The organism is Rhizobium sp. EC-SD404 (genome assembly GCF_902498825.1).
In the GTDB taxonomy this organism is placed as follows: domain Bacteria; phylum Pseudomonadota; class Alphaproteobacteria; order Rhizobiales; family Rhizobiaceae; genus Georhizobium.
Genome location: NZ_LR701459.1, coordinates 49,372 through 62,288, shown reverse-complemented (window position 1 = coordinate 62,288; position 12,917 = coordinate 49,372). Strand labels below are relative to the sequence as shown.

The window sequence follows — 12,917 nt, the reverse complement described above, 5'->3', positions numbered from 1 at the left end:
ACTCATTGACCTGCCAATTGGCAGGCGAGCATGTAGCCGGACCCGGCGCCGACGCCCGCGCCCGGCCATGTGGCGGCGCCGACGAGGTGCAGATTGCCGACCGGCGTGTGCCAGTCGGCAAAGCCCGGAGCCGGACGAAAGATGAAATTCTGCGCCAGATGGTGGCTGCCGCAGATCTGGTCGCCGCCGACGAGATTGGCGTTGCCGCGTTCGAGATCGAGCGGCGACACGGCCGTTTGGCCGATGATCTTGCCGCGCAGGCCCGGCGCATAGCGTTCCAGAATGTCGAGCACGCGTTCGGCATAAAGCTCGCGCACGCTTTCCCAGTCGCGCGCCTCGATCTCGCCGGCCGCATCGCCTGCGATGATGGCCGGCACCATGCGCACCTGCACCCAGAGCACATGCTTGCCTTCCGGCGCGCGGCTCGGGTCGACGGTTGTCGGCTGGCCAACGACGAGCACCGGCTCGCGCGGAAGAAGTCCGGCGGTCGCATCCGCATAGGCGCGCGCCATCATGTCCATGTCCGGCGCCACGTGCACATAGGCAAAGCGCTGCAGTTCGGCATCCGGCCAATCCGGCAGCCCGTCGAGCGCGAGATGCAGCATCATCGTGCCGGGTGCATGGCGGAACGCGGTCATCCTGGCGTCGAAGCTGCGGTCGCCACTGCCCTCGGGCAGCAGATGGGCGAGCGCCTTCGGCGCCACCGACCCGATTACCGCACGCTTGGCGGCAAACCGCCGACCGTCCGCGAGCACCACGCCGGTCGCCTTGCCGCCGCTCGTCTCGATGCGGTCGACCCGGGCGTTGCATTCGATCGATCCGCCGCGCGTCTCGATCATCCGGATCAGCGCCGCGATCATGGTTTCGGCGCCGCCCTTGCCGATCACCATGCCGAAGCTCTGGTTGGCCATGCCCTCGAGATAGGGAAAGAGCGCCCCGCCCGCGACATCGGGCGCGAAGTCGAGATGCATGCCCCAGGCGGCGAGCATCGTGCGCATGTCCGCGCTCTCGAAGGTCTCGTCGAGCCAGGCGCGGGGCGACATCAGGAGAAAACGAAGCAGCTCGCGACCGCCGCCGACACCTTCCCGACGGAAGGCAGCAAGAAAATTACGTGCAATTGCACGTTTCTTCATCGGACTGCCAAGCAGGGAAAACAGACTGTCGGCGCGCTTGGGAAAGCCCGCGACGAGCGTCTTCCATGTCTCTGCATCTTTCAGGGATCGCGCCTGGATCCAGCCGAGCGTCTCGTCCATGTCGGTCGAAACACCGAGCCAACTGCCGTCGCGGAAAATGGACGCGAAGGGTCGCGAAACGGGAGCGAACTCGAGACCATGCACCGCAAGCTCGCTGCCATAGGCTCTGTGAAAGGCCGAGCCGGCAAAAAGGCTGAGATTCATCGCCGCGATGTCGTGCTTGAAGCCGGGCGCGGTCAGCTCTTCGGTTTTCACGGCTCCGCCGGGCCGATCTGCCGTCTCGAAAACGGCAACCTTCCAACCCTTTGCGGCGAGGTGCGCCGCGCAGGCCAGCCCGTTATGTCCAGCCCCTATGATAAGGGCATCAGCATCAGTCATGTCGGCACCATCCCCGATCAAGATATTTGCAGATGCATTTACTTCCGTCTAGTCTCGCCGGAGCGCCTGCAAAATTTGTTTCGCGCTTTGGAAAATGAGGCGATGGTCACTGCCGTCGCTGACAAAGAGGAGAACAGTGAAGATGTCTGCTGCCGATACATTGGGCGAACTGGCCGGGCTTCTCCTGAGTGGCAAGGTTGAGGTGGTCGACCTCTCCGCACCGCTCGGACCCGATACCCCGCTCTTGAAGCTGCCGCCGGACTTCGCGAAGGACACGCCGAAGATCGAAATCCACAAGATCTCCGAATACGACCAGAACGGCCCGTTCTGGGCCTGGAACTGGCTGAAGATCGGCGAGCATTCCGGAACCCATTTCGATGCGCCGCATCACTGGATCACCGGCAAGGACTTTACCGACGGCTATACCGACACGATCAAGCCGCAGAACTTCGTCGCCCCCGTCAACGTCATCGATTGCTCGGCTGAAACCGAAGCCGACAACGACTTCCTGCTGACCGCCGAAGGCGTGAAGGCATGGGAAGCCAAGCACGGCGAGATCAAGCCGGGCGAATGGGTTGTGATGCGCACCGACTGGGACAAGCGCAACGGGTCGGAAGACACCTTCCTGAACATGGACGAGAATGGCCCGCATTCTCCTGGACCGACACCCGACTGCATCGCCTATATCCTGGAAAAGGGCGCGATCGGCTGGGGCACACAGTGCATCGGCACGGATGCGGGCGGTGCCGGCGGCATGGAGCCGCCATTTCCGGCGCACAACTTCCTGCACAAGGCCAACAAGTACGGTCTCGCCAGCCTCTGCAATCTCGACAAGCTCCCGCCGAAGGGCGCCGTCCTGATCGCCGCACCGCTGAAGATCGCTGAAGGCACCGGCAGCCCGATACGGGCCCTGGCGCTCGTCGCGAAGCACTGAACGACGATGGTGGCCGATCACATCATCATCGGCAGCGGCATCAATGCGCTTACGGCCGCCGCCATGCTCTCGGGCAAGGGCCACAAGGTCCTCGTCCTGGAGCGAGCGGACCATGTCGGCGGCTGCATGCTGTCTACGGAAGCCACGCTGCCGGGCTTTACCCACGATGTGATGGCGGCCACCTTCGTTCTCTTCCTGACCGGTCCGGCGCATGCCGCGCTCGGTCAGGATCTCGCCCGCCACGGGCTTGAATTCTGCCATGCGCCGCACCCGACGGGCGTGATCCGTCCGGATGGGTCGGGCGCGGTCCTCACGACTGACCGCGCGCAAAACGCTGCGGCCTTCGACCGGTTGTCTCCCGGTGACGGCGCCGCCTACAAGGCCGACGTGACCGGCATCGAAGCCAACGCGCCCTTGCTCTTCGGGCTTCTCGGCGGGGAAGTGTGGAGCCGGCAGACCGCGACACTGATCGCGCGCGAAGCGTGGAAGCGCGGCCCGCGCGCCCTTCTCGCCTATCTCGGCGAAGCGCTGATGCCGGCCCGCCGTTGGCTCGGCTCGACCTATCGCGCGCCCGAACTACAGGCGCTTTTCGCACCATGGACGCTCCATTGCGGTCTTTCCCCGGATGACACTTATTCCGGCCAGATGGGCAAGATCGTCGCCTTCGCGCTCGAGGCGGCAGGCGCGCCGATCGTCAAGGGCGGGGCCGGCAAAGCGGCCTTAGCCTTCCGTGGGCTGATCGAGGAACGCGGCGGCACTGTCCGCACCGACGCAGATGTGGAGCGCATCCTTGTCGAAAACGGCCGTGCGGTCGGCGTTCGCCTGGCAGGCGGCGAGGAAATCCGCGCCACTCGGTCCGTCATTGCGTCCGTCGCGCCGGCCAGGCTTTACGGCAAGCTGCTCGGCAATGATGCGCCTCAGTCCGCGCGCGAAGCCGTCGGCAGTTACACCCACGGACGGGGAAACTTCCAACTGAACTACGCGCTCGACGCGGCGCCGCGCTGGACCACCGATGGCTTCGACAAGGTGGCGCTGGTTCATTTGACCGACGGCATCGATGCCGTTTCCAAGTCGCACAACGAGGCGCTGCGCGGCATGCTGCCGGAAACGCCCACGATCTGCGTCGGCCAGCCCGCAGCCCTCGATCCATCCCGTGCGCCGGAGGGCAAGGCGATCCTGTGGGTCCAGATCCCCGACGCACCGCGTACCATCAAGGGCGATGCGGCCGGTGAGATCGCGACTGACGGCACCTGGAACGAGGCAACGAGAGAGGCCTTCGCCGACCGGATCGAGGCGATCCTGAAGAACCACATTTCGAATTTCGAAGAGATCGTGCTGAAGCGCCGCGCCTATTCGCCGGCCGATCTGGAAGCGATCAACGTCAACCTCGTCGGCGGCGATCCCTATGGCGGCGCGGCGACGATCGACCAGTTCTTTGCATGGCGCCCGCTGCCCGGATCGGTCAATCACGCCACTGGCATCAAGGATTTGCACCACATCGGCGCGTCCACCCACCCGGGACCGGGTCTCTCGGGCGGCTCAGGCTTCCTGGTCGCTAACCGCATCGCCAAATAGGTAAGAAAAGACTTACGTAAATCCGTTGCAGTATTGGAGGCTCACGCTGTCGTCTGGTACGAGGCGGACGCGCGGCCTTCGCGCAGGCGGGTCTCTTCGAGTTCCGCGATCTTTCTGTCGATCTCGCTGCGATCCACCATGCCGTGCGGGTTCTCGCGCGTCGCCATCGTTTCGGCAACGTGTAGATAGCGTTCCTGCGCCACCGCATAAAGCCGTCTCAATTCGCTCAACGGATCGGCTTGGTCGTCGGCGCGGATATCGAGCCAGGAATAGTCCTGGTCGCGATAAATCACGAGCGCCGCCGCCTGGCGTCCGCGCTTGTCCCCGCCCGCATCTTCTCCCGCCTGCATGGCGATCAGGAGCCGCTCGGCGAACGGCCTGTCGGCAGCAGCCTGATAGGCTTTCAGCGTATCATCGACGACCGCCGGACCCGTCAGCATGTTGCCCGCCACGGACACATTCTCGGCAACGCGATGTCCTGCCCAGTGGATGCATTTCGATCCGGTGAAAGCCGCATTGCGCCCTTGAGCGTCGATGAGGTGAAGCTGGCGCTGTGCCGAACCATCGTCGCGCTGGGTCAGAAACGCGATGATCGCGTCGGGCGCTTGTCCCTCGGCCAGCATGGCGAGCCCATCGGTGCCGTAGGTCGGGTTCACGAAGGCCTGGGTCGCGACGGCCCCGACCCGACCGCGCAGGTGAGGCACGATGCCGCCCACGCAGAAGAAGCGGCTGGCAACGGCAACACCGAGATAACCGGTCTTCTCTTCACGGGCGACGATGGAATAAGTCATGCCCTATCTCCCGATCGCATAGGCCTGCATGAGCCGTGGCGTCGCCGCCGCGCGCAACAGGCCGCTCTTGTCGCGCTTCGCAGCCGAAAGGCGGCCGATGCTCCACGGCTCGGCGGCGGTGATCTCGTGGCCGCGTGCCTTGAGATCGTTGAGCGTCTCTGCGCCGATCGTCTCCTCCACCATGATGTGCCCCGGCTGGCGCGAACGCGGATAGAATGAGCTCGGGAAATGCGTGGTGTGGAATAGCGGCAGGTCGATCGCCTCCTGCAGATTGAGCCCGTGATGCACGTGGCGCAGGAAGAAGGCCAGCTGCCACTGGTCCTGCTGATCGCCGCCGGGCGTCCCGAACGCCATCGCCGGCCGGCCCTCATGCAGCGCGAGCGACGGCGTCAGCGTCGTGCGCGGGCGCTTGCCGGGAGCGAGCGACGTCGGCAGGCCATCCTTCAGCCAGAACATCTGCGCCCGCGAATTCAGGCAAAAGCCGAGGCCGGGGATCGTCGGCGAGGATTGCAGCCAGCCGCCCGATGGCGTGACGGACACCATGTTGCCTTCACGGTCGATCACGTCGATATGCACCGTGTCGCCGCGCTTCTCGGAAAGATGCGCCATGGTCGGTTCGTAGACGCCTTGTCCCGTCGGACTCATCGCTTCCAGAAGTGCCATCGTCGCGTCGTACTGCGCATCGAAACCTGGCACGCGGCCGGGGCGAAGATCATGGCTCGCCGTGGCGCCGATCAGCTTGCGGCGCTCATGGTTGTAGGTGTCCGACAAGAGATGATCGAGCGGCACGGGCGCGAAGTCCGGGTCGCCGTAATAGACCTCGCGGTCGGCATAGGCGAGCTTCATCGCCTCGACCACGTGGTGCACGAAATCCGCGCCGTTCGCCGCCATTCCTGCCAGATCGATGTCCTTCAGGATCGCAAGCGATTGGAGCAGGACCGGCCCTTGGCCCCATGGCCCCGTCTTGGCGACGGTCCAGCCATGGTAGTCGTAAGTGACGGGCGCTTCGATCGTCGCGCGAAAGCCGGCAAGGTCGTCCGCGGTCAACACGCCCTTGTGACGCGTGCCGCTGGCATCCTTCACTTCCGCCGTCTTCAGCCATTCGGAGATGCGCTCGGCCACGAAGCCCTTGTAGAACGCGTCGCGCGCCGCTTCGATCTGGTCTTCGCGGCCAGACTTTGCCTCGCCCTCCGCAACGATCTTCTTCCAGGTGTCGGCAAGGACAGGGTTGCGCACATTGTCGTGTGCCGACGGCGCCTGTCCGCCCGGCAGCCAGGTCTCGAAAGACGTCGGCCATTCCTCGCGAAAGAAGTCCTTCAGGCCGGCGATCGTTGCGGCCACGCGCGGCAGCACCGGATGGCCATGCTCGGCGTAATAGATCGCCGGCTCCATCACTTCGCGCAGGCTGAGCCGGCCATAGTCGCGCAGCATCGTCATCCAGCCGTCGAAGGCGCCCGGAATGACGGTGGCGAGCAGTCCGTCGCCGGGGATGATGTCCATCCCTTCGCGCGTGTAGTGATCGATCGTCGCGCCGGCCGGTGCCGGGCCCTGCGCACAGATGACCTCGACCTTGTCCTTCTTTGCCGAATAGATCACCGCGGGCAGGTCGCCGCCCGGTCCGTTCAGATGCGGCTCCAGCACCTGCAGCGTCATGCCCGTCGCAACGGCCGCGTCGAAGGCGTTGCCGCCGATTTCCAGCATGCGCATGCCGACCGCGGACGCGATCCAGTGCGTCGAGGCAACGACGCCGAACGTGCCCAGGATTTCCGGGCGGGTGGTGAAGGTCGACATGGAAAGTCCTTTTCTTATCGTTAGTTTTCGCGCGGATCCAAGGCGTCCCGCAAACCGTCGCCGAGGAGGTTGAATCCGATCACGACGAGAAAGATCGCAGCGCCCGGCCACATGGCCATCCAGGGCGCCTGGCTCAGGAAGTTCTTGGCGGTATTGAGCATCGAGCCCCAGCTCGGCGCCGGCGGCTGCTGCCCGAGGCCGAGAAACGAGAGGCTGGCCTCCGCGATGATCGCGGTGGCAACGGTTAGCGTCGCCTGGACGAGAATGGGCGGAAAGACGTTCGGCAGTATGTAGCGGGTGACGATGCGATAGTGGCTGAGCCCGATCGCCCGCGCGCCTTCGACGTAATCCTCCGTCTTGACCGCCAGCACCTGCCCGCGCGTCAGCCGGATGAAGATCGGCATCGCGGAAAGCCCGATGGCGATCATCGCATTGGTGAGGCTCGGTCCGAGAAATGCGGCGAGCGCGATCGCGAGAATGAGAAACGGCATCGCCAACAGGGCATCGGTCAGGCGCGAGATGATCTGGTCGGTCCAGCCGCCGAAATAGCCGGCGATCAGGCCGAACGGGACCCCGATCGCAACGGCGATGGCAACCGAGACGACGCCGGCGAGCAGCGATGCCTGCGAGCCCCAGATCATGCGCGAGAGAATGTCGCGGCCGATCTCGTCCGTGCCCAGCCAGTGCATGGCCGAAGGCGCCAGCCGGATCGCGCTCCAGCTCGTCGCGTTCGGGTCCGCGATCGGGAGGATAGGGGCGGCAACTGCGAGCACGATGAAGAACATCACCATGATGAAGCCGGCCAGCGCCGCCTTGTTCTTCTTCAGCTTCTTCCAGGCCCGGCTTTCCGCGGGCGGCATCACGCCGGCTTCGATCACGACCGTCATAGCGCTTCCCGCATGCGTGGATTGAGGAGGACGTAGAGCACGTCGGCGAAGAGGTTCATGAGTATGAAGCCGACCGCCACGCACAGCACGACGCCTTGCACCACGGCGTAGTCGCGGTTGAAGACTGCATCGACGATGAGCTTGCCGAAACCAGGAATGGTGAAGATCTGCTCGGTCAGCACCGCGCCGGCCAGCAGTTCCCCGAAGAGGAGCGCGCTCAGCGTGACAATGGGCAGCACGGCATTTCGGAACGTGTGCTTGAAGATCACCCGGCGCTCCGAAAGCCCCTTGGCGCGTGCGGTGCGAACGTAGTCCTGCTGCATCACGCCGAGCATTGCGGAGCGCGTATGCCGCATCAGCGTCGCGGCAAGCGACGTGCCGAGCACGAAGGCGGGCATGATCATTGTCTCCAGCGAGCGCACGGGATCGCGAAAGAATGGCTCGTAGCCTGACGCCGGAAGCCAGCCGAGATTCACTGACACGAGCAGGATCAGCATGATGCCGAGCCAGAAGTTAGGGATCGACAGGCCGGAGAGCGCGATGAAATTCGCGAGATAGTCGAGCGCCGTACCCTTCTTGACGGCCGAAAGAATGCCCATCGGAATGCCGATCGCAAAGGCGAAGATCATCGACATGATCGCAAGCTGGATCGTCACCGGCAACTTGTCGGCAATCAGCTCGGTGACCGGCTCGTTGGTGCGCAGCGAGATACCGAGATCGCCCTGCAGCGCACCGCCGATCCAATAGAAATATTGGTACACGACCGGATCATTGAGCCGGTATTTTTCGCGCAGATATTCGAGCGTTTCGGGGTTGCGATCTTCGCCGGCCATGGCGAGCACGGGGTCGCCGGGCAGGATCTTCTGCAGCGAGAACACGAAGATCGACACGATGATCAGCGTCGGAATCGCTATCAGCAATCGTCGTCCGATATAGGCGAGCATGGCATCGTCCCGGTTTCAGGAACGACGGAGCCGCGGCATGCGGCTCCGTCGGGCGGATTATTCGGCCATCGTCACGTTTTCGAGGCGGATCATGCCGTCGGGATAGGCGACGAAGCCCTCGATCGAGGCGTTCAGCGCCCAGATCCAGCTTGGGTGGTAGAGGTAGATGATCGGCAGATCCTGATCGAGGATCGCCTGCGCTTGCGAGTAGAGCGCCTTTCGCTCATCGACGTCGTTGGTCTCGCGAGCGGCATTTAGGAGACGGTCGACTTCTTCATTGCAGTACTTGGAATCGTTGATGCCGCCTTCGCACGTCACGAACTGGTGGATGTTGCCATCCGGGTCGGTGCGACCGGACCAGCCGACCTGGCTCATCTGGTAGTCGCCGGCCGTCTGCGCCGAAAGCATGCTGGCGAATTCCGTCGCCTGCAGCGTGACGTCGAACCCGGCTTCGGCGACCATCGCCTGGACCACCTGCATCAACTGCTGCTGGACGGGTGTATTCGGCACTTGAACTTCGACCGCCACGCGCTCGACGCCGACTTCCTGCAGAAGCGCCTTTGCGGCTTCGACATCGCGCTCCGGCACAGGATAGTCCTGGACGTACCAGGGGCTGGACGGCGGAACGTGCTGGTTGCCGGGCTCTGCAGTTCCCTGGAAGACGACGTCGTTGATGGCGTTGCGGTCGATGGCAAGCGAGAACGCTTGGCGGATCTTGGCTTCCCTGCCGACAGGATTGTCGCCGTTCGGGCCATTGCCGATGTTGACGGTGATGCCCTGATATCCGAGGCCGACGATTTCTTCGTAGATCAGGCCGGAATCACCCTGCACCGCAGGCGCATCGGTCGGTGCCAGACGCTCCAGCATGTCGAGGTCGCCCGATTGCAGGTTGGCAAGGCGAACAGTGGTATCGGGAATCGGCAGGAAGGTGAGGGTGTCGAAGCTGTAGGCGTCCGCGTTCCAGTGGTCGGCGAATTTCTCCAGCACGATCCGGTCCTGCTGGATACGCTCGACGAAGGAATAGGGCCCCGAGCAGACGGGGTTGTTGGCAAGATCGAGACCGAGTTCTTCCGCGGCGGTCGGCGAGATCATCATTCCGGCACGGTCTGAAAGCTGGGCCAGAAGCGTCGCATCCGGGTTGTTCAGCGTGAAGACGACCTCGTATTCGCCGGTCGCCTCGACCCCCTCGACCGATGCCAGTTCGCTCTGGCGGCGCGATTCCGGCAGGTTCTGCGAACGGTCGATGTTGGCGACCACGGCCTCCGCATTGAACGGCGTGCCGTCATGGAACGTCGCGTCTTCCCTCAACTGCATGGTCAGTTGAAGTCCGTCGTCCGACCACGACCACTCGGTGGCAAGCTGCGGCACGAATTCGAGGTCCGGGGTGATGTCCACCAGCTTGTCGCACAGCGACGTGTAAACGATGCGACCGACAAAGGTTCGGGACTGGTCCGGATCGAGAACGTCGGGATCTTCCTGAAGTCCGATCCTGAGATCGACGGCCATCGCACCGCTCGTCAGAGCCGCGGATGCAAGGAGTGTCGCCATCAGGCGTTTCATCATCATCTTACCGTTCTCCTGTGTTTGGCCTGGTTTTCAGGCGCTCTTTATGGGGCAGTGGGTGGTTTGGAAGCTTCCTTCAGCCGGTGGCTGCGATAGATGGCGAAGCGCCGTTCCGCCGCCTGGGTACGCGAAGACTGCGTTTCAGCGAGCGGCGTGGAACCAGCGATCTCGCGCCAGTGGTGGCAGGCGACCGAACGCTTGTCGTCCACGCTTTCCAGCGGCGGCTGGGTCTGCGAGCAGACCGGCGTCGCATGGGGACAGCGCGTGTGAAACCGGCATCCTTGGGGCGGATTGGCCGGCGAGGGAATGTCGCCGAAAAGCGGCGCCCGCGTGGTTGCAAGACCTGGCACGGGTGCGGGAATCGCCGCGAGAAGCGCCTGTGTGTAGGGATGCAGCGGCCGCGCAAAGAGCGCTTCGGTGTCGGCCAGTTCCACCACCTGGCCGAGATACATCACCGCAAGCCGATCGCTCATGTGGCGAATGACGGCGAGATCATGCGCGATGATGATCAGCGTCAGGCCGAATTCGGCTTTCAGATCCTCGAGCAGATTAACGATCTGAGCCTGCACCGAAACATCCAGCGCGGAGACCGGCTCGTCGCCGATCAGGAGTTTCGGTCCGGATGCGAGCGCCCGCGCGATCCCGATGCGCTGGCGCTGGCCGCCGGAAAATTCGTGCGGGTAGCGCCCGGCGTGCTCGGGACGCAGACCGACGCGCGACAGAAGGCTTTCCACCTTTGCCTTACGTTCGGCAGCACTGAGGTGGCCGTGCACCTGCAACGGTTCGCCCACCAACGCGCCGACCGTCATGCGCGGATTGAGCGATGAGAACGGGTCCTGGAAGATGAACTGGATGTCGCCGCGAAGAGCGCGCAATTCGGCGGGCGTGGCGGTGGTCAGGTCGCGCCCTTCATAGGTCACGGTTCCGGCCGTCGGCTCGATCAGCCGCAGGAGCAGCCGCGCGAGCGTCGACTTCCCGCACCCGCTTTCGCCGACGATCGCGAATGTCTCGCCCCTGCGCACCGCAATGGAGACTCCGTCGACCGCGTGGATCGTCGAGGTCTGGCGGAGAAACCCGCCGCCGGTCTTGAAGTGGCGCACGAGGTCGCGCGTTTCGATGATTGCGTCCCCGCTCACGCCGCGACCTCCGTGAAGTGCTCTTCGAGCGGCGCCTTGAAGCAGGCAAAGCCGTGGCCGTTGTCGAGCCGCGTCATCGGCGGCCGTTCGTTGCGGCAATGCTCGTCGGCGAACGGACAGCGCGTTGAGAACCGGCACCCTTTGGGCATGCGTTCCGGCACCGGAACCGATCCGGCGATCGTCGTCAGCCGGCCGCTGCGCTCACCGAGCGACGGCATCGAGCCCATGAGCCCGATCGTATAGGGGTGCTGCGGGTCGGCGAAGATCGCCTCGACCGATCCCGTCTCAACCACATGGCCCGCATACATGACGGCGACATCGTCGGCGATCTCCGCCACGACACCGAGATCGTGAGTGATCAGGAGCAATGCCGTTCCGGATTCCCGTTGGAGGGTCCGCATCAGTTCCAGAATTTGCGCCTGGATCGTCACGTCGAGCGCGGTCGTCGGCTCGTCGGCGATCAGCAGCGCCGGATCGTTTGCCAGCGCCATCGCGATCATCACCCGCTGGCGCATGCCGCCGGACAGCTGGTGGGGATAGTCGTCGAGCCGCTTCTCCGGTGCTGGAATACGCACGCGGCGAAACATCTCCAGCGCCCGGGCCCGCGCTTCGCTCCGCGACACGCGCTTGTGCCGGCGAACCGCTTCCGCCACCTGGTCGCCGATGGTGAAGACAGGGTTCAGCGACGTCATCGGTTCCTGGAAGATCATCGCCATCTCGTTGCCGCGCAGCGCCTCGAGCGCGCCGCGATCGAGCGTCAGCAGGTCGCGGCCCTTGAAGGTAGCGTGCTCGGCCCGGATCTCGGCCGCCTTTTTGGGGAGCAGACCCATCGTCGCGAGCGACGTGACGGACTTTCCGCAACCGCTTTCACCAACGAGGCAAAGCGTTCGCCCCGCCCGGATCTCGAAGCTGACGCCGTCGATCATGTCGATCGGCTGACCGGCAAAGCGGATGCTCAGCCGGTCGATCGAAAGCACGGGCGTGTCTTCGCCCAACCGGCCTGGTTGGGTGGCTTCAACCGACATCGCTCAACGACTCCATCGAGGTTTGGCGGATCAGATTGTCGTGCAGCGTCATCAGGTGGCGGCGCATCTCCTCGCCTGCCTTGACCGGGTCGCGCCGACCGATGGCGTCGACGATGGTGCGGTGTTGCTCGGCATAAACGGCAAGGTATGCGGCACTGCGCGCCCGTCCGCGGATCGATTGCCACGCCTCGTCCTGACGCACCCGGTCGACGAGATCAAACATCGCAAGGAACAGCGTGTTGCCTGCGCTGCGGGCGATCTGCCGGTGCAGTGCGCTGTCCCACAATTCGCGGCTGTCGGAATCCGCACTTTCGTCGAGTCGGACCAGGATCTCGCGCATGCGGCTGATTGCGTCTGGCTTGGCGCGCAGCGCAGCCAACTGAGCGAGCTGTGGTTCGATGCGCAGCCGAACCTCCATCACCTCCATGAAGTCGGTTTCCGCGGCGATGTCGCCGAAGGGATTGCGCTGGTTTTCCGGTCGAGGACCGACGAACGTCCCTGATCCCTGCTTGCGCCAAATCCGCCCTTCGGCTTCCAGCACCTCCAGTGCCCGACGAACAGAACGACGACCGGTTTCGAATTGGTCCGCAAGCTGCCGCTCGGTCGGAAGCTTGGCATCCGCCCCCTGCGGCAACGCGCGGATAAGCGTTCGTAGCCGGTCGAGAGCCAGACTGGAGTTGTCGGTCGAAGGCATTTCGCT

At 64.3% G+C, this 12,917-nt stretch carries 11 protein-coding genes; 2 read left to right on the top strand and 9 right to left on the bottom strand.

The window, feature by feature from the left end; translation table 11 throughout:
* Positions 1-2: 2 nt before the first annotated feature.
* Positions 3-1,571 (bottom strand): phytoene desaturase family protein, encoded by a 1,569-nt coding sequence (locus GC125_RS01375; protein ID WP_151983421.1) that lies wholly within the window; start codon positions 1,569-1,571, stop codon positions 3-5.
* A 142-nt stretch (positions 1,572-1,713) separates the two neighbouring features.
* Between GC125_RS01375 and GC125_RS01370 the strand changes: the two genes are divergently transcribed.
* Positions 1,714-2,505: a cyclase family protein gene (locus GC125_RS01370; protein ID WP_151983419.1), complete on the top strand. Its 792-nt coding sequence runs from the start codon at positions 1,714-1,716 to the stop codon at positions 2,503-2,505.
* 6 nt (positions 2,506-2,511) lie between these two features.
* Positions 2,512-4,080: a phytoene desaturase family protein gene (locus tag GC125_RS01365; protein WP_151983417.1), complete on the top strand. Its 1,569-nt coding sequence runs from the start codon at positions 2,512-2,514 to the stop codon at positions 4,078-4,080.
* A gap of 41 nt (positions 4,081-4,121) precedes the next feature.
* Here GC125_RS01365 and GC125_RS01360 read toward each other — a convergent pair whose 3' ends face one another.
* Genes GC125_RS01360 through GC125_RS01325 form a run of 8 tightly spaced genes read right to left on the bottom strand, consistent with a single transcriptional unit; the run spans position 4,122 to position 12,911 of the window.
* Positions 4,122-4,871 carry a DUF1028 domain-containing protein gene (locus tag GC125_RS01360; RefSeq protein WP_151983415.1) on the bottom strand — a complete coding sequence of 250 codons (750 nt, stop codon included), beginning with the start codon at positions 4,869-4,871 and terminating at the stop codon, positions 4,122-4,124.
* A 3-nt stretch (positions 4,872-4,874) separates the two neighbouring features.
* Positions 4,875-6,662: a gamma-glutamyltransferase family protein gene (locus GC125_RS01355; RefSeq protein ID WP_151983413.1), complete on the bottom strand. Its 1,788-nt coding sequence runs from the start codon at positions 6,660-6,662 to the stop codon at positions 4,875-4,877.
* Between the two features lie 20 nt (positions 6,663-6,682).
* Entirely contained in the window at positions 6,683-7,549 is an 867-nt protein-coding gene (locus GC125_RS01350) for an ABC transporter permease (RefSeq protein ID WP_151983411.1), read from the bottom strand.
* Positions 7,546-8,493 (bottom strand): ABC transporter permease, encoded by a 948-nt coding sequence (locus GC125_RS01345; protein WP_151983409.1) that lies wholly within the window; start codon positions 8,491-8,493, stop codon positions 7,546-7,548. The genes GC125_RS01350 and GC125_RS01345 overlap by 4 nt, the downstream gene beginning before the upstream one ends.
* A gap of 57 nt (positions 8,494-8,550) precedes the next feature.
* Entirely contained in the window at positions 8,551-10,059 is a 1,509-nt protein-coding gene (locus GC125_RS01340) for an ABC transporter substrate-binding protein (protein WP_151983407.1), read from the bottom strand.
* Positions 10,060-10,100: 41 nt separating this feature from the next.
* Positions 10,101-11,192, bottom strand: a complete 1,092-nt coding sequence (locus GC125_RS01335; protein WP_151983405.1) for an ABC transporter ATP-binding protein — start codon at positions 11,190-11,192, stop codon at positions 10,101-10,103.
* The gene (locus GC125_RS01330) at positions 11,189-12,217 is read right to left on the bottom strand and encodes an ABC transporter ATP-binding protein (protein ID WP_151983403.1); all 1,029 of its coding nucleotides are present in this window, start codon (positions 12,215-12,217) and stop codon (positions 11,189-11,191) included. The genes GC125_RS01335 and GC125_RS01330 overlap by 4 nt, the downstream gene beginning before the upstream one ends.
* Complete coding sequence (locus GC125_RS01325) at positions 12,207-12,911, bottom strand: FadR/GntR family transcriptional regulator (RefSeq protein ID WP_151987412.1); 705 nt, start codon at positions 12,909-12,911, stop codon at positions 12,207-12,209. Before GC125_RS01325 ends, GC125_RS01330 begins: the two co-directional genes overlap by 11 nt.
* Positions 12,912-12,917 lie beyond the last annotated feature (6 nt).